Raw genomic sequence first — 22,543 nt, forward strand, 5'->3', positions numbered from 1 at the left:
CTCGGATAAAATACCAAGCTTTTTAAATACATATGAATACATTAGAATTCTCCGTTGTAAACGAGGGGTAAGCACCATATTATCATCTCCTAATTACTATATAATATTCACCAATACCAATAAAGTTTCCTTAAGGCAAAATATTTTACTCAATTTCGTCTCCTCTAATTCTTGAATTCTATTTGACAGCAATAATAATTATGATATATTAATATAGAAAAATGCTTTAGTACTTAAAAGCGTTTAAGTAAAAAAGAAAAGTAGGTACGTATATGAAGAAAAATCAGCAGCAGGATCTAAAAAAGGGGCTTCTGCCGAGGCATGTCCAGTTTATTGCCCTGGCCGGGATGATTGGAACAGGAATCTTTAAAGGCAGCTCCGATACCTTAAATATAGCTGGACCCAGTGTAATTATAGCCTATTTAATCGGCGGTTTATTGTTATTCATTATTATGGCAGCCTTAGGCGAAATGGCGCTCGCTTATCCTAATTTAAATGTTCAGCATTTAGTTAATAAGGCGTTTGGATTTCAAGTTTCCTTTCTTGTTGGATGGCTTTACTGGATTAATTGGATTTTAGTTACCGTTGTTGAATTATTAGCGGCGGGAAGTTTTCTTCAATTTTGGTTTCCGAATGTCCCATTGTGGCTGCTCAGCTTTCTATGTGCGATTGTCATTGTTGGCATCAATTTATTCCAAGTAAAATACTATGGCGAGCTGGAATTTTGGTTTGCTGGCATTAAAATTATTGCCCTAATTGCCTTTATTATATTAGGATTTTTACTTCTTTTAGGCTTAATTCCAAGCAGACTTCACGACCCACTTTCAAACTATACTGAGCACGGCGGCTTTTTTCCGCACGGGCTGGGTGGAACATTTAGTGCCTTCTTAGTTGTCATGTTTTCTTATGGCGGGGCTGAATTAATTGGAGTTGCAGTTACTGAAACAAAAGATGCTGATCGTGTCTTGCCAAAAATTATTAAAGGCGCTGTCTGGCGCGTCATTATTTTTTATGTTTTACCGATTCTTATTATTTGCGGGATGATGCCTTGGAATAAAGTGACAGGTCAAGACAGTCCATTTGTTCAGGTTTTCAGTAGTACAGGCTTACCTGGGGCTGCCCACATTATGAACTTTGTCCTTTTAACGGCTGTCCTTTCAGCAGCAAATTCGGGCATTTATGCCACATCGAGAACATTGTATTCGATGGCCCAAAGTAATGTGGCCCCTAAAGTTCTCGCAAAGGTTTCATCTAAGGGAATACCGTTTATTGGGATTATGATTACGAGTATTTGTATTTTGGCTGGTGTATATTTAGCGTATTTGACACCAAGCCAAGTCATTGGCTACCTCATGACGATTCCTGGTTTTACAGTTATGATTATTTGGATGAGCATTTGTGCGGCCCAGTTAAAATTAAGACCGCTTTACAAAATTAATCCTGCTTTTAAAGTTACATGGTTCCCGTATACAACGATTTTTGCACTCTTATCGTTAAGCATCATTTTCATTGGCTTTTTATTTAATTCCAATAATCTGATTGGGACATCTGTTAGTCTTGTAACAATTGGCATACTTATCATTCTTTCCTTTATTTATAAAAAAAAATAAATGCATAACATGTAACATTAGGCCAGCACACTTGCTGGCCTTTTATTTTTTATCAGCCATTAATTTTTGAAAAGTAATCTAACACAAATTGACGAAAGTGCTCACCCGGATTAGACAGGTATCTCCTTTTTGACCAGCCTAATCCTATGGTCCTTTGGCAATGGGGATCAATGATTTCTAGTTTATTAGGAAAAGGCTTTGAATTTCCCATCCAAGATATTTCCGGAATAAAGGCCACTCCCAATCCTTGCCGGACCAAATCCCCAATCACACCAGGCTCATCTCCTTCAAAAGCAATATTTGGAACAAAACCTGCTTTATGACAAAATTCATCGGTTAGATTTCGAAACCCGAATCCCGTATTCATACTAATAAACGGCTCGTCTTTTACTTCATTAAGATATATTTTTTCTCTCTTTGCCAAAGGATGCTCTGGGGGAACGACTAAGTAAATTTGTTCTGTCATAAGTGGTTCCCACACAATATCACTGCCCTCAATCTCCACTGATGAAATACAGAAGTCAATCTCGGCCTTTTCAAGAAGACTCTTCATTGATGAAGTAGACTCTAGCACCTGTTGAAATTTAATATCAGGGAATTCCTTCAAAAACGAACTCAATAAATCAGGAAGTACTTTTGGAATGCTGACCGCTAAGGTAATTTGTGTTTGACCACGTTCAAGTTCATCCTCAATTTCTCTCTTCCCTTCATTTAATTCTAAAAATACCCGGTTAACACGCTCTAAGAATAATCTTCCATAATGATTTAGCTGGAGCTGCCGATTCTTACGATCAAATAAGGAGACACCTAGATCTTCTTCTAATCTGGCTATGGTTTTACTAAGTGATGGCTGAGCAATTTGCAGCTCTTCTGCCGCTCTCGTCATATGTTCTAGTCTCGCAACTGTTTGGAAATATTGCAGTTGTAAAAGTTCCATTGTTTATACACCCTCATATTAAATAGATTTAAAGCTATAATTCCATAACAAATTATATATTATACAATATATAAAATTCCATTTAACATAGTGGTTATGTTATTAAATCAAAAATATAAAGGGGTATTTATGAAGGGACTAAAGTTAGTATTTCGAGATTTAAAAATGATGTGGCATCATAAACATGGAAGAATTGCCTTAATCTTTCTTTTAATGGTTCCATTAATCTATTCAGGCTTCTTCCTCGCCGGATATTGGAATCCATATGGAAGATTAGATCACCTTCCAGTAGCTGTGGTTAATTTAGATAAAGGCTCTATGATGGATCATAAATCCATTAACGCAGGCCGAGATTTTGTTAAGAACTTGAAAAGTAATAAGGATTTAAATTTCCATTTCATTTCAGAAAAGAAGGCTAATGAAGGAATAAAAAATGGAACATATTACATGGTACTAACAATTCCTAAAGATTTCTCACAAAAGGTAAGTACATTAATGGATGAGCATCCACAGCCGGCCAAGCTCATATATAAAATAAATCCCGGTAAAAACTTCGTTGCCTCACAAATAAGCACAACTGCAACCGAAAAAATGAAAACGAAAATCGCGAATCGTATTACCAAGTCATATGCAGATGGTGTATTTTCAAAGTTCCAAGTACTAGCAAGCGGATTACGTGATGCCGGTGATGGAGCAGCCAAAATCAATCAAGGAACAACCGCTGCAAAAAATGGGGTGATACAGCTCTCAGATGGTGTTCACAGCTTAAATGATGGTGCAGCAAAGCTTAAGGATGGAAGTCAGCAGCTCTCGATCGGTCAGGATCAGTTAGCCAAGGGGCTTGACACGATTAAAAACGGCTCGTCATCACTCTCTGATGGCATATCCAAACTCGCAGAAGGTCACACTGGTCTTGAAACAGGTATGGACAAGTTGACTCAAAGTACAAAGGATTTAGCGTCGGGCCAACAAAGATTGGCACAGGGCCAAGCAAATCTGAAACGTACTGCGGATGACCTAAAGAATTCAATTGAACAATATTTACAAAGTCATCCTGAGCTGCAAGATGATGCTGCAATTCAACAAATGGCCGCAAAGGCTGCTGGACTATCAACGGCGGCAGATTCTATGAATAATGGCCAGAACCAACTAGCCCAAGGCACTTCCCTTTTAGTACAAGGTGAGACAAAGCTTCAAGGCGGCATGAAGCAATTTGGAACAAAAATGAAGGATGCTGAGAGTGGTGCTTCAAAACTTGCTGATGGAACAATAGAATTATCGCACGGATTCACACAATGGATACAAGGGTTTAATTCACTTCATACCGGTATCATTGATCTAGCAAGCGGAGGAAACAAACTTGATCAAGGTACAAATCAGTTGGTAGATGGTTTGGGGCAATTATCAACGGGGTCCAATGAGCTTGCTGTTAAATTGAATGAGGCAGCAGCGAAAACATCGAAAGTCCATAATACCGACCAATTAACATCGATGTTTTCAGAACCGGTGCAGTTAGTTGAATCGGATTTATCTAATGTACCGAACTATGGAACAGGAATTATGCCCTACTTCTTATCTCTAGCATTTTATGTTGGCGGGATTATGGCAGCGAATATCCTTCCTTTAGGGCGGAGACAGGATATGAACGTCAATGGAACGGAGCATTTTATTAACAAACTTGCTCTTAAATATGCAATTGCCTTAATTCAAGTACTATTCGTTGATTTAGTCGTTCTTTTTGGCTTTAAAGTCCATGTAGCCAGTGTCCCTTTGTTTATCCTATCTAGTATTATTGTATCCTTAACCTTTATGACGTTTATTCTCATGTTAGTAACGGTATTTGGAGTAACTGGGAAGTTTATGGCTGTTACTCTATTAGTCCTACAATTAGCTACCTGCGGCGGGACATTCCCTGGTGAATTGAGTAACCCTTTTCTAAGTGAGATTGGTAAAGTTCTTCCTATGGCTCACTCGTTACAAGGATTCCAGGATGTTATTACACTTGGAGATTGGGCACAGCTGCAGCAGCAAATAGTAATTTTATTGATTTATTTACTAGGCGCGGCCCTGATTGGCTGGATTACAAGTCATTTGCAGCACTCAAAAACACAACATGTTAATTAAAAAACAAAAAGTGATATCCTTTGTGGTATCACTTTTTGTCATTTTAAGATTTACTACTATGATTCATCGTTTTCTGAATCTGAATCATTCGCTTCTAACAAACGTCCCAATGTGCCCAGTTTGTTTTCCCAAAACAGCTCAAAATATTGGAGCCAGTCTTTTAGTTCAACTAAAGGACCTGGATGCAGCTTGTACCGTGTTTCTCGTCCAACCTTCCGTTCCTTCACTAAACCTGCTTCAGATAAAACTCGTAAATGTTTAGAAACGGCAGTCCGGCTAATTGGAAAATGTTCAGTAATCGCTGTAACAGGCATCTCTTGGGTACTAAGAAGTTTTAATAGCCTTCGGCGGGTTGGGTCAGCAATGGCTTGAAAAACATCATGTTTTGCTGAGGCAGCAGCCATTTACGCCTCAACATATGCTTGAAGCTTTTTCACAAGGCCTGCCCAGCCTTTGTTCATGTTATCACGAATCGGTGTATGCGGTGCACCAAATTCCGTCATTTTATTAACATCCCACCCGCCATGGATTAACGTTAACTCTGTTTTCTCTCCTAAATCCTTTAATTCAAAGGTTAAGGTCCAGTCTTTTCCCCAATTAAAAGAAAGACGGTTTGGCGGGTCTACCTTTGTAACCCTGCATGGTGACATGCCAAATTGACCTGCATTTATATGAAACTCATGACCTTCTACTGGCTTAAGATCATTTGGCATAAACCACGCACTAAGCCCATCTGCTGTTGCGACCGCATCCCATACTTTTGCAATTGGTGCATTATAAACAATTGTATATTTAATATCCTCTAATGTAGCTTGTGATTGTTTTTCCACTAAAAATCCTCCTCAATTGAGCTCAAATATGAAACCATTTGGTTTCATATTAAAACTATATAACACCATATGGTTTCACGTCAAGCACTTTTATGAGCTCATGTTTTTGAGCACTTAAACTATATTTTTCCCATAGAAGATTTCATCCATTTCAATTGTTAATCGCTCAGTTATTTCAATATGTTCATCCGGCGTTAACTTATCCTTTGTATAACCAAATAAATAATTATTCAAATCAAAATTACGGAGTTTACATTTGGTATGAAAGATGTTTTCCTGATAAACATTAACATCAATCATATCAAATAATTCGCCAACATCTTCAGGGATATAGTTCTGGATTGAGTTGATTTCATGATCAATAAAAAGCTTATGTCCGCTCTTGTCCCTTGTAAAACCACGAACTCGGTAATCTATCGTCATTACATCGGTTTCAAATGACCTGATTAAATAATGAAGGGCTTTTAGCGGGGAAATCTCCCCACATGTTGAAACGTCAATATCAGCTCTAAAGGTACTGATCCCTTCATCCGGATGAAATTCTGGGTATGTATGGACCGTGATATGACTTTTATCTAGCTGCATGACCAATGATTCGGGAAGCGGCCCTGGTGATTCTTCAAAGGATTCTGAAGGAACATCATGTGTCACAGGTCCCTCAGATACTAATAGAGTCACGCTTGCCCCAGCCGGTTCAAAATCCTGATAGGCCACATTTAATACATGGGCACCTATAATTTCAGCAACATGCTTTAAAATTTTTTGCAATCTTTCCGCACTGTATTGTTCGTCAATATATTTTAAGTAGGCTTCCCGTTCTTCTCTCGTTCTGGTAAAACAAATATCATACATATTAAAACTTAAAGACTTGGTTAAGTTATTGAAACCGTGTAACTCAATGGCCTGATCGTGTGTCAGTTTCATAACAGTACCCCCTTAGCAACACTTCTTTAATGCGTATTTACCTGTATATTACCCATTTTTAAGCTTCGTTACTAATATTTCAACCGAATTCCAAATTTATCGACCATCCAGGTAAAACACAAAAAGCAGCTAAAAAATTAGCTGCTTTCTGATTATTTGACTTGATACTCCCGCAATAACTCAACTTCTTCATCCGTTAATTCCCGATATTCTCCGAGCTCTAAAGTTTCATCTAATGGAAGAGGCCCCATGGAGATCCGCTTCAAATAGACTACCCTTTTCCCAACAGCCTCAAACATTCTTTTTACCTGATGAAACTTTCCTTCGGTAATGGTCAGTTCAATATCAGAGCGAAGTCCAGATTTTAAAATTTTCAATTCACCTGGCTTTGTTTCATACCCGTCATCAAGAGTTACCCCTTTAGCAAAGGCTTTTATATCCTCTTCATTCACTTCTCTATCAATGACAGCAAAGTAGGTTTTCGGCACATGCTTCTTCGGTGAAAGTAAGCGATGCGCTAATTGACCATCATTGGTTATCAGTAATAGGCCTTCTGTATCCTTGTCCAACCTACCAACTGGAAAAGGCTCATAGACTTGATCCCCAATCTCCAATAGGTCAATTACCGTTTCCTCAGCACTATCCTCCGTTGCCGACAGTACCCCAGGAGGCTTGTTCATCATTAAATAAATAAACTCTTTGTATTCAATCACTTCACCATTTAAGGTCACAGTTTGCATTTTTTCATCAACATGCTGTTTTGGATCCTTAACGATTACATCATCTATTCTAACGGCACCGCTTTTTAAAAGCTGCTTAACTTCTTTCCGGCTGCCGTAGCCAAGGTTTGCTAACATCTTATCAATTCTCAACGCTTTGCCTCCTTCTTGGCAGCTTAAATTTAGTGAGGACACGCTCAATTCTATTCCCGAATAATCGGGTTGCAAGTCCGGATTTTAATCCTAGATAAAAATAGATGGCTGCTCCTGCAAAGGCACTTATTAAAATAATTAAGACAGATTGCATTTTAGATGCCGGAGATAAAAACAACGTTAAAAATTTATACATAAACTCCGTTCCAGCCCACATACAGCCCGCAAAAATAATAATCAATAAGCTTCTCCGCCAAACAAATCGATATTGATAGCGGGAGAAATATTTGATGACAATTAAATTAATAATAATCGAGGCCGAGTAGCCAATCGCTGTTGCCAATACAGCCCCTCTTGTTTCAAACATCTTTACTAATGGAATATTAAGAGATAGTTTAACCAATAGTCCAACTAGTAAGCTTAAAATCGTATACCGCTGTTCATTAATCCCTTGCATAATTGCAGCCGTCACCGAATAAAGAGAAAAAAGGATGGCTACTGGCGCATAGGCACCTAAAACCTGTGTCCCAAGGGCATCATGCTCATAAAAAGCCGTATAAACTGGTTCTGCTAATAACGATAGCCCAATCGCCGCAGGCAGTGTTAAAAATAATAACACCTGAAAGGTTTGATTCAATTGATTAGTCAAGTTTTTACGGTCATTCTCAACATATGCCTTCGTAATGCTCGGGACAAGGGTTAACGAAAAGGCAGTCGCTAAAGAAACAGGAATAATCACAATTTTATGCGACTCGAAGTTCAGAATCCCAAAAGCCGTCTCGGCCAATTTTTTTGTCGTTCCCATATCTACTAAGGCCTTGGTGAGGGTGAATTGATCGATAAGTTGGAATAATGGATTAGCAATCCCTACAAATACAAAGGGGGCCGCATAGATAAAAATTTCTTTATAAATCTCTTTCAGCGAAATATTGACCGTACCTTTATCTTGCTCCAAAAGCTCATCTAAATATGGCTTCCGTTTATACCAATACCAAAATAGGACAGCAAGGCCTCCAATCGCCCCTACAAAAGCGGCAAAAGTGGCGACACTTACAGCGGTTACCATCGACCCGCTTAAAAATTTTAAGACTACATAAGCACCTACCAGCGTGAATAGTATCCTAACAATTTGTTCGACAACCTGTGATGCTGCAGATGGCCCCATCGATTGATGCCCCTGAAAATATCCTCTGATCAAGCTCATAAAGGGAACAAGAATTAAGGCAAAACTGACTGCCCTCATGACGGTTATCACATCATCCAATTGACCCTTTCCTGGATTACTCATTTCTGCTAATAGAGGGGCTGCTAAATACATAATTAAAAATGCAGCAAAACCAGTTAAAGACATCACCATTAATCCGGATTTGAACAATTTTCTGCCTACAGCATATTCTTCAAGTGCATTATACTTTGCAATAAATTTTGAAACAGCCAGTGGTACACCTGCCGTTGCGATACTTATGAATATGGTGTAAGGGACGTATCCATAAGAATAAAGCTGTGTCCCATGTTTTCCAACAATTTGATAAAACGGTATAACATAAATAAGTCCGATTACTTTAGAAAGTATGGTTCCGAGCGTTAATATAAACGTTCCTCTTAAAAGCTTAGACTGCATAAAATCCCTTCCTACCCGAAAAGATACGTTAATAAATTCACAAGAATAATCGACGTTTTTTGCGCACTATTAGTAGTTTACAACTTCTTTCCCTCCGATGCCACTCACAACCGAGTTAATTCACTTAAAAAAATGACTTTTTTCGTTTTAATTTCACAAGTTATGTTTATAATGAAATGAATAAATTAAAGTTGGTGGATAAAATGGATTACGATTGTATAGTCATCGGCGGCGGTCCTTCCGGATTAATGGCGGCCATTGCAGCTGGTGAAAAGGGAGCAAGAGTCCTCTTAATCGATAAAGGAGATAAACTCGGCCGAAAACTAGCCATTTCCGGAGGGGGACGCTGTAATGTGACGAACAGGCTACCGGTTGACGAAATCATTAAGCACTTGCCAGGCAACGGAAAATTCTTATATAGTGCCTTTTCTATCTTCAGTAATGAAGATATTATTCGCTTTTTTGAAAAGCTGGGAATTGAATTAAAAGAAGAAGATCACGGGCGGATGTTTCCAGTTAGCAATAAAGCCCAATCTGTGGTTGATGCCCTTCTAGAACAGCTCGAAAAACTGCGTGTAAGAGTCTTCAAAAATAGTCCTGTCGCAGACGTCCTTTATGAAAATGGACATGTTTCTTCCGTTTTGCTAAAAGATGGACAACAAATATCTACCAAATCAGTTGTGATCGCTGTGGGTGGAAAATCAGTCCCACACACGGGGTCTACTGGTGATGGTTACGCCTGGGCTGCAAAAGCAGGACATACAATCACTGAATTGTTCCCTACCGAGGTACCAGTGACATCAAGCGAGCCCTTTATTAAAAAGAAAACACTGCAAGGATTATCGTTAAGGGATATTAATCTTAGTGTGCTAAATCCGAAAGGCAAACCCTTGATTTCGCATCGGATGGATATGCTGTTTACCCATTTTGGCGTGAGCGGCCCGGCAGTTTTGCGTTGCAGTCAATTTGTTGTAAAGGCAATGAAAAAGTGGAATTTAAAAGAAGTAACGATGAGCCTTGATGCCGTTCCAGACCGAGCAGAGGAAGAAATTTTTCAAGAGATTGTCAAACTGGTAAAAAGCGAACCTAAAAAAAGTATCAAAAATACCTTAAAGGGAATGGTACCTGAGCGTTATCTTCTATTTCTGCTAGAAATGAATGATATTGATCCTTCTGAGCAAGGAGGCACCATTTCTAACGAAAAAATCCGTGCGTTTGCAAAGGGCTGCAAGCAATTCCAATTCAAAGTGAATGGCACCCTTCCGCTCGAAAAGGCATTTGTGACGGGCGGCGGAGTTACCGTAAAAGAGATCGAGCCGCAAACGATGGCCTCAAAATTGATGGAGGGTCTTTATTTTTGTGGGGAAATCCTAGATATTCACGGTTACACAGGCGGGTATAACATTACATCAGCCTTGGTAACTGGAAGGCTTGCTGGAACCAATGCAGCTCTGTCTGCCAAAAATAATCGGGCGTGAAGGGCTCTACTTGTTCTTGTATAACCAACTTTCAGGGATTCATAGGGGGATCGTGAGCGGCCTGGTGTCTTTAGTCAGGGCTGGATAAATTAAAAGGGCAAGCCAGGCAAAGCATGAAGTAACTCTGTCTTGATAGATTTTTAACCCAATCGTTTCTGAACCTGTGGTTGTGTCCGGACACGAGGCAAGTTCAGACTGCTTTGACTAATTTATTCACGTAATTATCCGAACCTGCCTCTACTTCTAACTATACACCAAAAAGACAGATCTATTAGGCTTTATAACGGGTTAACATTTAAGGTACAAGTAAGGGAAAATAGGTCAAATCGCTGACTCATTCGCAAGGTTTTCCCAACCAAATTCTCAAGACAAATCACATATGGACTTGACGACTGGAATTGGTTTGATAGAGTATCTTAGGTAGTCAATCGAGGCTATTGACTACCGTAATTGGGAAAAAAGAGCATTTTGGGTAGTCAATCGAGGCTATTGACTACCGTGATTGGGAGAAAAGAGTATTTTGGGTAGTCAATCGAGGCTATTGACTACCGTGATTGGGAAAAAAGAGTATTTTGGGTAGTCAATCGAGGCTATTGACTACCGTGATTGGGAAAAAGGAGCATTTTGGGTAGTCAATGATTGATACTGGCTACTCAAATATAAATGAAAACAACAAAAGTTAACCACAATACAATCCTCCTCTTTATTCACGCTAAAAATCACTTCAAATTCGCATACTCTCCAATAATTATTTCACAGTTTAGAATAACTACGTGATTTCGGATGTGGAAAAGAAGTAAAAACCGCAAAATGTCTTGATATAACAACAAAAAACACACTGCCATTTCCTATGGGAAATCCAGTGTGTTTTACTTTGTTTGGAAAATTTGCTCCTCTAAAGTGAACCCGTTATTAAGTGTTAATACTATGTTCTTACCTTTTGAGATTCACGATCGATAAATAATCATTGCGGAAAAGCAGTAAATCTGCTCTTCCTCTTCTTCTTCTGTCATTGCCGCCACATTGTACTTGATATCGACAAGGCTTTGATCATCTATTCCTTTTAAAAATCGATTCATCTCTTTTTCTAAATCTTTTTCATGCTCCCGGTCAAATAACTTTACTTGGATCACAAGTCTCTCTCCCTCTCTTTTTTTCTACTAGTATTCTCACTTTTTCAGAATTTTAAAAATAAATAACTATAAAAGTTAAGGTTATTTTAAGTTTGAACATGTAAACTCCCTTTTGAGGTCAATATGGAAAGGAGTAGCTCAGGTGGATAAAAAACAAAAGATTTCTTGGGGAGTCAGCTTCGGCAGCTTAGCACTTGTAGCAGGAATGGTCTCCTATCTTGGGTTATCAAACGGCGGTAATAACAACAATCAAGTAGCTACTAATCAAGGACAACTATCAAATAACAATACAAATCAGCAGCCCTCCCAAGGGGGATCTAATTCGCAACAAGATCAGCAATCCGGACAGGATTTGAATAATTCCTGGGGCGGGGACAGTACTTCGCAATTTGACCAAAATCAGCAAACACCGGATACAAACACTGATAACAGTGGACAAGGCTTTGATAATAGCAATCAACAACAGGATCAATTCGGTAACAGCGGAGAAACATTTTCTGGTCATCATCATGGATTTGATACCACTACAGGTGGAACCTGATTGGCAGTTTGAGAACACCTTTTTGCTGCTTAGAACAAAAGCGCAAGCGCCTTGAACAGCTCCGACAAGCATAAGTCTCTCAGGGAAAGAAGGCGTTCTTTGCCTTCATTCCTGAGTGGCTGTAGACCATCGAGGGGCTAGGCGCTGGAACTGGACGTCGATAGTCCAGTTATTAAGAGTTATCCAGAAGCGAAAATTTTATAATTTCTTTAACGATGAAAAAAACCGATTCCAAAACGGAATCGGTTATTCTGTGTATTCAGTTTCAAATGGCCAAGCCAGCATTCCGCCAATCATATTACGGACTTTGTAACCTTGTTCTTGAAGATAATGACAGACGTTACCACTGCGGTGACTGGAACGGCAAATAAAAATATATTCCTTATCTTTATCAAAATAGTCTAGGTTAGCAGGAATATCCCCCATCCGAATATGCTTTGCCCCCGGGATCATTCCAAAAACTACTTCCTCATCTTCCCGTACATCGACAAGCTCCAGTTTTTCCCCTGCCTCGAGCTTTTTTTGTAATTCTTCTGGTGTAATCACGTTAATTTCTTCCATCCCATTCATCCCTTTCAGTAAAACATCCCCCATTTTACAGGAGGATGTTCAATTTTCATGCAGACTAATTCGCAACGATATTAACTAATTTACCAGGTACCGTAATCACTTTGCGAATCGTCTTACCCTCGATTTGTTCCTTGACACGATCATCATCCATTGCAATTCCTTCCAATGCCTCTTTCGTTGCATCTGTTGGAACTTTTAACTTCGTTTTGACTTTGCCATTTACTTGAATGACAATCTCAATTTCATCATCGACTAATTTCGCTTCATCATATGCAGGCCAAGCTTCATAAGAGATGGTGCCGCTATGTCCCAGTTTTTCCCATAGCTCTTCAGCGATATGCGGACAAACTGGGGCTAGTAACTTTACAAAGCCTTCGATGTAATCCTTTGGAAGAACGGTTGCTTTATATGCTTCATTGATGAATACCATCATTTGTGAAATGGCTGTATTAAATCTTAATCCTTCATAATCCTCGGTAACTTTTTTCACAGTCTGATGGTACGTTTTTTCAAGGTTTGATGCTTCTTCATTTGACTGGATTTTCGGACTTAACTCGCCGTTTTCTTCCACTAACAGGCGCCAAATTCGATCTAAGAACCTGCGGGATCCATCTAAACCATTGGTCGACCACGCAATCGATGCATCAAGCGGCCCCATAAACATTTCGTATAAACGAAGGGTATCGGCACCGTGGCTTTCAATGATGTCATCAGGGTTGACAACATTTCCTTTTGATTTACTCATCTTTTCATTGCCTTCGCCTAAGATCATTCCTTGGTTAAAAAGCTTTTGGAATGGTTCTTTGGTTGGCACCACACCGATGTCATACAAGAACTTATGCCAGAAACGTGCATATAGCAAGTGAAGCACGGCATGTTCGGCACCGCCAATGTAAATATCAACTGGAAGCCAATGATTTAATTTTTCTTGTGATGCTAGTTCTTGATCATTTTCTGGATCAATATATCGTAAATAGTACCAGCAGCTTCCTGCCCATTGCGGCATGGTATTTGTTTCACGGCGGCCTTTTTTACCTGTTTTTGGATCAACAACATTTACCCAGTCCTCAATGTTAGCAAGTGGTGATTCTCCAGTTCCAGACGGTTTGATGTCTGTTGTTTTTGGTAAGGTTAACGGCAGCTGGTCTTCCGGAACGGCTGTCATCGTGCCATCTTCCCAATGGATTATTGGAATTGGCTCGCCCCAATAACGCTGACGGCTGAATAACCAGTCACGTAAACGGTAAGTAACCTTCTTCGTACCAATTCCTTTTTCTTCTAACCAGGCGATCATTTTTGAAATGGCCTCTTCTTTATCTAAGCCATTTAAGAACTCAGAGTTAATATGCTCACCGTCACCAGTGTAGGCTTCTTTCTCCACATCTCCGCCTGCGACGACTGGCCTAATTGGTAAGTTGAAAACTTTAGCAAATTCATAGTCACGTTCATCATGGGCAGGGACAGCCATAATCGCACCTGTTCCATAGCTTACTAATACATAGTCAGCGATCCAGATTGGCATTTTTTCGCCATTTGCAGGATTAATGGCATACGCACCGGTAAATACACCTGTTTTCTCTTTCGCTAGGTCTGTACGCTCTAGGTCGCTCTTCATTTTAACTTTATCTAAGTAGGCATCAACAGCTGCACGCTGCTCTTCTGTTGTAATTTTTCCAACAAAGGCATGCTCAGGAGCCAGCACTGCATAAGTTGCACCGAATAAAGTATCTGGACGTGTTGTGAACACGGTAAAAGTTTCATCATGTCCATCGATTTTGAAAGTGACTTCGGCTCCCTCAGAGCGGCCAATCCAGTTTCGCTGCATTTCTTTTAAACTTTCCGGCCAATCTAACTCTTCTAAATCCTCAAGTAAACGGTCACCATAAGCAGTTATTTTTAACATCCATTGCTTCATCGGACGGCGCTCAACCGGATGGCCGCCGCGTTCACTTTTTCCGTCAATTACTTCTTCATTGGCTAAAACTGTTCCAAGTGCCGGGCACCAGTTGACGGCTACTTCATCAATATAGGCTAGCCCTTTTTCCCACAACTTTAAGAAAATCCACTGAGTCCATTTGTAATAGTCAGGATCCGTTGTGTTCACTTCACGATCCCAGTCATATGAAAAACCTAGTGATTTAATTTGTCGGCGGAACGTATTTATGTTCTTTTCTGTGAATTCTGCAGGGTCGTTACCTGTATCTAATGCATACTGTTCAGCAGGCAATCCAAAGGCATCCCAGCCCATTGGATGAAGAACATTATAGCCTTGCATCCTTTTTAAACGGGAAAGAATATCTGTTGCCGTATATCCTTCTGGGTGACCTACATGAAGCCCTGCACCGGATGGATATGGAAACATATCTAAGGCATAGAATTTCCGTTTATCATATTCTTCGCTCGTTTTGAACGTTTTTTCTTCTTCCCACTTTTTTTGCCACTTTTGCTCGATTTGTTCGTGATTAAAGCTCATTTTTGATTTTCCTCCTATGATAAATAAAAAAACCCCTCATCCCAAAAAGGGACGAGAGGATTATATGTATCTTCCCGCGGTACCACCCACATTAGTGCCTAAACACTCGCTTCATTCAACCTTAACGCGGTAAACGGCAGACATTACTGTTTGTTCATATCTGCAACTCAAAGGCGAGTTCATGATATACTCGGTTGACTTTCACCAGCCGTCAACTCTCTAATCTGTCGAGTATGAATCATTACTACTCCTGATCACTGTTTTTTTAATATAAAGTATTACGGTTATTGTATTAAATTTTCTGCTACTATGCAAGCAAACATTTGCCTAAATTCAGGATGGACGGGTAAGGACTTTTTTAAACATGAAAAGCAGCTGACTATTGAAGTCAACTGCCCCATTTTTCTATGCAACCCTTGAACCAAATTGAAAACGCGGAGAATTCCACATCGTAGTCCATTTCTTAAATGCTGTCACCATAATAATAATCCCAAGGACTAGCATGATAATAGATAGAACACCATTCAAGACACTGTACCCTGCTGCGGCTGGATTTAAGTAGACGTTTTTGACCATCCAATAACCGGCATAGTTAACGGTAACAAATAAATACGCGAGAGGTATTAAACAAGTAAACATGTACCACCGTTTATCGGCAACCTTTAGAATAACGGTTGCACCAATGATTAGACCAATGGAGGCCATTAACTGATTGGATACTCCAAACAGGGCCCAAACCGAACCGATGTCTCCTGAGTAGAGTAGATATCCCCATATAAAGCAGGCTAAAGCACTTGCAAAAATGGAGCCTGGCAGCCAGTCTGTTTTTTTCAAAGGTTTATAGAATTCTCCAAAGAAATCTTGAATTAAATAACGGGCTACACGTGTACCAGAGTCAATTGCCGTTAAAATAAAAACAGCCTCAAACATAATGACAAACTGGAAGAAGTAGGATGATAATTTCGCAAACCAAGGAATGGCAGTAAAGATATAGGTCATACCTACAGCTAGTGTTACCGCACCGCCTGTTCGTCCTTCCAAGTCAATTCCAATCTCCTGAGCAAGCTTTGGTAATTGGTCTACATGCATTCCTAATGTTTTGAACACTTCTGGGGTAGAGTTAATCGCAAAATAATCGGCCGGCTGAAGCGCAGTTGCGGCAATTAATGCCATAATCCCAACGACACATTCTACTAACATCGCTCCAAAACCAACCACCTTAATATCTGACCAGCGATCTAGCATTTTAGGCGTGGTACCTGAACCAACAAAGGCATGAAAACCAGAAATCGCACCACAAGCGATCGTTATCGAAATAAATGGCCAAACTGGACCAGCTATGACAGGACCGCCGCCTTGTGTAAACTTCGTAAATGCTGGCATGTGAATGGTCGGATTAATAATGAAAACTCCGATGATAAGGGCAATAAATACACCAATCTTCATAAAACTGCTTAAATAATCCCGTGGAGCAAGCAACAGCCATACAGGCAGTGCCGCTGCAAAGAAAGCATAGATTGGCAGGATAATGGCTAATGTTTTGGTATCCAGTGTGAGCCAATCCCCAATTATCGTATCTTGAATCATGGGTCCAACAAAGACACCGACCATGACTAGGATAAATCCTACTGTCGTAGTGATCTTTAAATTACCTGTTTTCTTATAAAAAATTCCTACTCCCATCGCAATGGGAATCGTAATTCCTACTGAAAAGGTTCCCCAAGGATTATTCTCTAGGGCATGAAGCACGACCATTGAAAGACCAGCCATTGTAATCGTAATAATGAATAACATAGCAAGTCCAGTACAAAAACCTGCAACAGGACCTAATTCACCCTTTGCTACTTCCGATAAGGATTTCCCCTTTTTACGCATGGAAGCATAAAGTACCACAGCATCATGGACCGCACCCCCAATAACAGCTCCAATTAATAGCCAAAGTAAACTTGGCAAATAACCAAATTGTGCTGCCAGGATTGGCCCAACAAGTGGACCTGCAGCCGCGATTGCGGCAAAGTGGTGGCCGAATGTCACCCATTTATTTGTTGGAACGTAGTCCTTTCCATCATTTAACTCGTGAGCCGGTGTCGGCTTGGAGTCATCTAACTTTAAGACCTTTGCAGCCATGAAAGTCCCGTATAGACGGTACGCAATCATTAAGATACAGATGGAGCCAATCACAACTGAAACCGCATTCATTTTCTTTCATCCTCCCAAAATTTAATAGCTTATCTTAATCATATTAAATGAAAACGATAACATGTGTTTTTCAAGATAAGTTGCGGTATTCTGGGGCTAAAAGACATAAATTCCGAATTGAAATACAAAAAACAGCTGTCAAATTCCAAGCAGCTGTTTCAGTTCCTTTGTATAGGTTCTGCTGACTGGAACCTTATCGCCGGATTTCGTAATTAAATTGTAGGTAGAATTAAACCATGGTTCAATCTCTATAATGGCATCAATATTTACTAAAAAAGCACGATGAACGCGAATAATAGACGTATTATGTAATTTTCGTTCAAATGTTACCAATGGTTCATTAACCCACCATTTTTGCTTTTCTGTAGCAACAACGGTTTTTCCGTCCTGCGTGCCAATATAGACAATGTCATTTATATGAAGTAAAACGATTTTTTCATCAATTGAAATGGCTAGTTTTTCCAATCGCTCATTTTGAAACGAATGCGGCTTAGATAAAAGTGGTATATTCTGTTCACTACTGCCCGCTAGCTTATAGAGCTTATCAATCGTTTTCTGGATTCTTTTTTCATCGATGGGTTTTAATAGATAATCAACGGCATTGAGTTCAAAAGCTTTAAGCGCATATTCATCAAATGCCGTAGCAAACACGATCAAAGGCGGATAGTCTAACTGATTTAATTTACTGGCTATTTCAATACCACTTTCATCTGCAAGCTGGATATCTAAAAAGATGACATCAATATCTAAGTTTTTCAATTTCTCGAGTGCTGCTTCGACACAATCAGCTTCTCCTGATACTTCAACCTGCTTACTGCGTTTGAGCAAATAAGAAAGCTCGTCTCTCGCAAGCGGTTCATCATCCACGATAAAGGCTTTTAACACTTTGTTCACCCCATCTTTGCCCTGTTAATGGCAAATTAATCACAACCTTCGTTCCCTTATCTAGTATACTATCAATCTGTAACGATGCATCCGGCCCATAAATTTCTTCAATCCTCTTCTTAATATTCCATAAGGCGGTACCTGTTCCATCGGCTGAATCGACTGTTTCATTTCCTAGTACTGCAAGTTTCTCCTCTGTTATCCCTTTTCCATCATCCTCTGTAACAAGAACCATTCTCCCCTCAGCTTGAAAGGCCCGTACTCGAACAGTTCCCGTTTTGTTTTTTGAAAAGGCATAGCGAATCGCATTTTCCACCAGAGGCTGCAAAGTAAATGGTGGTATTAAGACCGCTTCTAATGATGGATCAATTTCTAATTGCACACTATAGCGGTCTGGGAATCTTGCCTGTTCAATCGACAAATAGGCCTCGACATGCTCAAGCTCTTTTTCAAGCGGAATCAACATTTGACGAGCACCTTGGAGATTACTGCGAAAAAAAACACTTAACTGAATTAATAGCTTTCTTGCTTGGTCTGCATCTGTTCGGACAAGGCTTGAAATGGTATTAATCGCATTAAACAAAAAATGAGGGTGCACTTGGGCCTGTAGTGCTTTTATTTCAGCATCTTTTAATAAGCGCCTCTGCCGTTCTAATTCAGCCATTTCCAGCTGACCAGAGAATAATTTCCCTAAACCTTCTGCCAGCTCCTGTTCAACACGATCTAATTTGCTTGAATTTGTAAAATAAAGCTTCAAGGTTCCCACCGTTTTATCATCTACCGTAAGAGGTAACACAATGGCCGCTACTAATGGGCAATTCGGATTAAAACAATGAATTTCTTTGGCTGATTTTGCAATAATGATCCTGCCTTGATCCAATACCTTCTTGGTTAATTCGGTGGCCAAGGTTTCGGACGGAAGATGGTGATCGGATGCAGCTCCAACATGAGCTAATACTTGCTGTTGATTTGTGATGGCGATGGCATCTGCCCCCGTCCATTTCAAAATAATCTCCGCCGCTTTTGTACAAGAATCCTTATTCAAGCCCTGGCGAAAAAAAGGCAGTGTTTGATTGGCAATATATAAAGCTTTATGGGTCTGTAATGCCCGTGTTCGTTCCTGTTCATGAAAAATATCCTGAATAATAAGTAAAAATAAAAGTGTCCCAAAACCATTAATTGCAATCATCGGAAAGGCAATCAGTTTTACAAGATTAAGGGCTTCATCAAAGGGCTTTGCTAATAAAAGAATAATTCCCATCTGGAGACATTCCATCAAAATCCCCATGATAACGGCTTTCGAGGTAGAGCCTCTTTCCCCTATTTTAAAACGCTTACTTAAAAATCCAGTGACAACTCCTGCAGAAATGGTCGAGACAGCACAGGCAACCGCCGTGAATCCTCCAAGAGATAATCGGTGCAATCCAGCAATTAAGCCTACTCCGATACCAATCATCGGCCCGCCCAGCAGACCGCCAATGACCACACCCATGATCCTTGTGTTCGCAATAGCACCGGCAGTATCAACGTTTGTCAGCCAATCTTGTGACGTAACCATCCCATGACCTATTTCTACACCGGTATAATTGCTGATGATCCCGAAGGCACCAAATATAGCCATTATGGTTACTTTTGCTGCTATCCCCCGCTCATTATGGATTACCTGCCGAAACGATTTCATTCTTGATAATATAAAAGCAACAATAATTAAAATACCAACCCGCTCAAGCATAAGAGGAAATAAGGTAAGCATATCGTCCCCCACTTTCATCCTCCTCTCAGGACTACAACTCTATAGAATTACTATATCAAAAAATAAGATAGGAGAGCATTTATATGTTAAAAGAAAACCACAGTCATTTTCAGCTGTGGTTTAATAAACTTATATCGTTTTTGCGGTAATCTTCTTTTTAGGCAGCAAACCTCGGTCATAGACTAAGGTTGTGCCGATCGCGATAATAAATAACAAGATTAGTACTGTAAATAAAGTGGACATATTATAGTGGTCGGCCAGTAATCCGCCAAGCACTGGACCAATCATCCTTCCTCCAGTGGCAGTACTGTTCACAATCCCTTGATAATAACCTTCCCGGCCTTTTGGCGCTAACGCGAAAGCAACCGTTGGAACCGCCGGCCATACGAACATCTCACCGATTGATAAAATAATCATTGCGGCCAAAAATCCTGAAAATGCACTGGCCTTAGCTGCTACAATAAACGAAATAATAAAGATCCCAATACCAATCAGAATTTGTAGTTTTAATGATGAGTTAAGTACTTTGAGGATCCCATTTAAAAATGGCTGCCCCAGCACGATGATCGCACCGTTAATCGTCCATAATAAACTATATTGGGTAAGTGTTATATGAACTTCCTGTGTATAAGAAGCAATCGTTGTGATCCATTGACTGTAGGAAACCCAGCAAAGCAAATAGCCTGAACACAGAATCATTAATGCTTGGAGATTCATTCTGCTAACTGCCTTTACATTTACATCCTTGGGTTCTTCATGTGCTGTGTCTGCAGAGATCCCTTTGTACCCTAAGACAGCAATCAATAAAAAGATGATATACATAATTGTATTGGCTAGAAAAATGAGTTGAAAGGAATAGTCAGCGACAATCCCACCCAGTGAAGCCCCAATGGCAACCCCCACATTTTGGGCCACATAGAGAGCATTGAAGGATTTACGTCCCCCCTCTTTCCATACGGAACCAGCCATCGCATACATGGCAGGAAAAATAATTCCTGTTCCAAAACCCAAGATGGTTAAGAAAACAACGTATTGGGGCCAGTTATGCCAGATGGATAAAGCTATTAGGGCTAATAAAGAGATTCCAATTCCTAGAATGATAGATTTATAGCCGCCCATTTTATCAAACAAATGACCGCCATACAGGTTACCGATCACATTTGATCCAGAATTAAGCATCAGAACAATACCGGCAACAGATAAAGATTTTCCCAAGTGATCGTGAATATAGATTGTATTTAGAGGCCATAAAAAAGAAGAGCCAATTACATTCACTGCCATCCCAATAATTAACAGCCATAAGGCACGTGGCATGAAAAACGCTCCTTTACCATAAACATCAAAGATACATTGTATTCCATTAACAGGATGGGTGCAATCTTTTTCGTTTTACTCTTTTTTAAATTAAAAATTCTGCTTTTTCGAAAGATAAGAGCTTGAGTGGTTCATAACCCCTGAGGGCTGATGGAATCTAGAGTTTCGACACTGTTCATAACCCCCGAAGGCGATCCGATTCCAGGGGTTCGACTGTTTTGAGCTCTTTATAATCCTCGAAGGCAATTGGAATCTAGGGCTTCGACTGTTTTGAGTGGTTCATAACCCCCGAACGCAATTGGAATCTAGGGGTTCGACTGTTTTGAGCTCTTTATAATCCTCGAAGGCAATTGGAATCCAGGGTTTCGACATTTTTGAGCGGTTCATAACCCCCGAAGACAATTGGATTCCAGGGTTGGGACAGTTTTGAGCTCTTTATAACCCTCGAAGGCAATTGGAATCTAGGGCTTCGACTGTTTTGAGCGGTTCATAACCCCCGAAGGCGATTCGATTCCAGCGCTTCGACTGTTTTGAGCGGTTCATAACCCCCGAAGGCGATTCGATTCCAGCGCTTCGACTGTTTTGAGCGGTTCATAACCCCCGAAGGCGATTCGATTCCAGCGCTTCGACTGTTTTGGGCTCTTCATAACCCCCGAAGGCGATTCGATTCCAGCGCTTCGACTGTTTTGGGCTCTTCATAACCCTCGAAGGCAATTGGAATCTAGGGCTTCGACTGTTTTGAGCGGTTCATAACCCCCGAACGCGATTGGAATCTAAGGCTTCGACTGTTTTGAGCGGTTCATAACCCCCGAACGCGATTGGAATCTAAGGCTTCGACTGTTTTGAACTCTTTATAACCCTCGAAGGCAATTGGATTCTAGGGCTTCGACTGTTTTGAGCTCTTTATAACCCTCGAAGGCAATTGGATTCCAGGGCTTCGACTGTTTTGAGCGGTTCATAACCCCCGAAGGCAATTCGATGCCAGGGCTTCGACAGTTATGGGCTCTTCATAACCCCCGAAGGCTAACAAAATCTGGACAGTTAAATACAAAAAGACCTCTCCACAAAGTGAGAGATCCTTTTCATATCTTAGGAAGATTGTTCTGGTTCTTGATGCATTTTCGATTTAATAGGCTGGCCGCCAGTTTTCTCGTATTTCTTTTTTGCTTCTTTTATTAAGTCACGGTCCTGGCCAAGTTCAAGGTCTTGATTATTGATACCATTACGGGTTTTTTGTTCGGGATTATTCTTTTTAGAACGCTTCTTCAAGAAATTCTCC

At 40.2% G+C, this 22,543-nt stretch carries 18 protein-coding genes and 1 other annotated feature; of the genes, 4 read left to right on the forward strand and 14 right to left on the reverse strand.

Annotation, left to right across the window (positions count from 1 at the left end):
- Positions 1-272 precede the first annotated feature (272 nt).
- Positions 273-1,610 (forward strand): amino acid permease, encoded by a 1,338-nt coding sequence (locus M3226_RS07065; protein WP_251563872.1) that lies wholly within the window; start codon positions 273-275, stop codon positions 1,608-1,610.
- Positions 1,611-1,662: 52 nt separating this feature from the next.
- Here M3226_RS07065 and M3226_RS07070 read toward each other — a convergent pair whose 3' ends face one another.
- Positions 1,663-2,547 (reverse strand): LysR family transcriptional regulator, encoded by an 885-nt coding sequence (locus M3226_RS07070; protein ID WP_251563874.1) that lies wholly within the window; start codon positions 2,545-2,547, stop codon positions 1,663-1,665.
- A 129-nt stretch (positions 2,548-2,676) separates the two neighbouring features.
- Here M3226_RS07070 and M3226_RS07075 point away from each other — a divergent pair, with 129 nt between their 5' ends.
- On the forward strand, positions 2,677-4,671 hold the full coding sequence (locus M3226_RS07075) for a YhgE/Pip domain-containing protein (RefSeq protein ID WP_251563875.1): 1,995 nt from the start codon (positions 2,677-2,679) through the stop codon (positions 4,669-4,671).
- Between the two features lie 56 nt (positions 4,672-4,727).
- Here the strand turns inward: M3226_RS07075 and M3226_RS07080 are convergent, their stop codons facing one another.
- From M3226_RS07080 to M3226_RS07100, 5 genes are all read right to left on the reverse strand, one after another.
- Positions 4,728-5,075 carry an ArsR/SmtB family transcription factor gene (locus M3226_RS07080; RefSeq protein ID WP_251563877.1) on the reverse strand — a complete coding sequence of 116 codons (348 nt, stop codon included), beginning with the start codon at positions 5,073-5,075 and terminating at the stop codon, positions 4,728-4,730.
- Entirely contained in the window at positions 5,076-5,501 is a 426-nt protein-coding gene (locus M3226_RS07085) for an SRPBCC family protein (protein ID WP_251563879.1), read from the reverse strand.
- 114 nt (positions 5,502-5,615) lie between these two features.
- Positions 5,616-6,425, reverse strand: a complete 810-nt coding sequence (gene speD / locus M3226_RS07090) for an adenosylmethionine decarboxylase (RefSeq protein WP_251563881.1) — start codon at positions 6,423-6,425, stop codon at positions 5,616-5,618.
- Positions 6,426-6,577: 152 nt separating this feature from the next.
- Positions 6,578-7,297, reverse strand: coding sequence for a pseudouridine synthase (locus M3226_RS07095; protein ID WP_251563883.1), 720 nt, complete (start codon positions 7,295-7,297; stop codon positions 6,578-6,580).
- Positions 7,287-8,918, reverse strand: a complete 1,632-nt coding sequence (locus M3226_RS07100; RefSeq protein ID WP_251563885.1) for a putative polysaccharide biosynthesis protein — start codon at positions 8,916-8,918, stop codon at positions 7,287-7,289. Before M3226_RS07100 ends, M3226_RS07095 begins: the two co-directional genes overlap by 11 nt.
- A gap of 203 nt (positions 8,919-9,121) precedes the next feature.
- Between M3226_RS07100 and M3226_RS07105 the strand changes: the two genes are divergently transcribed.
- On the forward strand, positions 9,122-10,396 hold the full coding sequence (locus tag M3226_RS07105) for an NAD(P)/FAD-dependent oxidoreductase (protein ID WP_251563887.1): 1,275 nt from the start codon (positions 9,122-9,124) through the stop codon (positions 10,394-10,396).
- Between the two features lie 947 nt (positions 10,397-11,343).
- Here the strand turns inward: M3226_RS07105 and M3226_RS07110 are convergent.
- Positions 11,344-11,529 (reverse strand): sporulation protein Cse60, encoded by a 186-nt coding sequence (locus M3226_RS07110; protein WP_144564628.1) that lies wholly within the window; start codon positions 11,527-11,529, stop codon positions 11,344-11,346.
- Between the two features lie 142 nt (positions 11,530-11,671).
- Between M3226_RS07110 and M3226_RS07115 the strand changes: the two genes are divergently transcribed.
- Positions 11,672-12,070: a hypothetical protein gene (locus M3226_RS07115; protein ID WP_251563889.1), complete on the forward strand. Its 399-nt coding sequence runs from the start codon at positions 11,672-11,674 to the stop codon at positions 12,068-12,070.
- A 246-nt stretch (positions 12,071-12,316) separates the two neighbouring features.
- On the opposite strand, the gene M3226_RS07120 is transcribed toward M3226_RS07115, so the two are convergent.
- From M3226_RS07120 to M3226_RS07150, 7 genes are all read right to left on the reverse strand, one after another.
- Entirely contained in the window at positions 12,317-12,631 is a 315-nt protein-coding gene (locus M3226_RS07120; RefSeq protein WP_251563891.1) for a rhodanese-like domain-containing protein, read from the reverse strand.
- 64 nt (positions 12,632-12,695) lie between these two features.
- A complete protein-coding gene (gene leuS, locus M3226_RS07125) occupies positions 12,696-15,113 on the reverse strand; it encodes a leucine--tRNA ligase (protein ID WP_251563892.1) in 2,418 nt (805 codons plus the stop codon).
- 44 nt (positions 15,114-15,157) lie between these two features.
- Positions 15,158-15,380: a binding site (T-box leader), on the reverse strand.
- 138 nt (positions 15,381-15,518) lie between these two features.
- Positions 15,519-17,312, reverse strand: coding sequence for a carbon starvation protein CstA (cstA, locus tag M3226_RS07130; protein WP_251563894.1), 1,794 nt, complete (start codon positions 17,310-17,312; stop codon positions 15,519-15,521).
- 138 nt (positions 17,313-17,450) lie between these two features.
- Positions 17,451-18,197: a LytR/AlgR family response regulator transcription factor gene (locus M3226_RS07135; RefSeq protein WP_251563896.1), complete on the reverse strand. Its 747-nt coding sequence runs from the start codon at positions 18,195-18,197 to the stop codon at positions 17,451-17,453.
- Positions 18,172-19,950 (reverse strand): sensor histidine kinase, encoded by a 1,779-nt coding sequence (locus tag M3226_RS07140; protein ID WP_251563977.1) that lies wholly within the window; start codon positions 19,948-19,950, stop codon positions 18,172-18,174. Before M3226_RS07140 ends, M3226_RS07135 begins: the two co-directional genes overlap by 26 nt.
- A gap of 129 nt (positions 19,951-20,079) precedes the next feature.
- Complete coding sequence (locus M3226_RS07145; RefSeq protein ID WP_251563898.1) at positions 20,080-21,264, reverse strand: MDR family MFS transporter; 1,185 nt, start codon at positions 21,262-21,264, stop codon at positions 20,080-20,082.
- 1,089 nt (positions 21,265-22,353) lie between these two features.
- Complete coding sequence (locus tag M3226_RS07150; protein ID WP_251563900.1) at positions 22,354-22,533, reverse strand: glycogen biosynthesis protein GlgD; 180 nt, start codon at positions 22,531-22,533, stop codon at positions 22,354-22,356.
- Positions 22,534-22,543 lie beyond the last annotated feature (10 nt).

The sequence above is a fragment of the Neobacillus cucumis genome, from assembly GCF_023715505.1.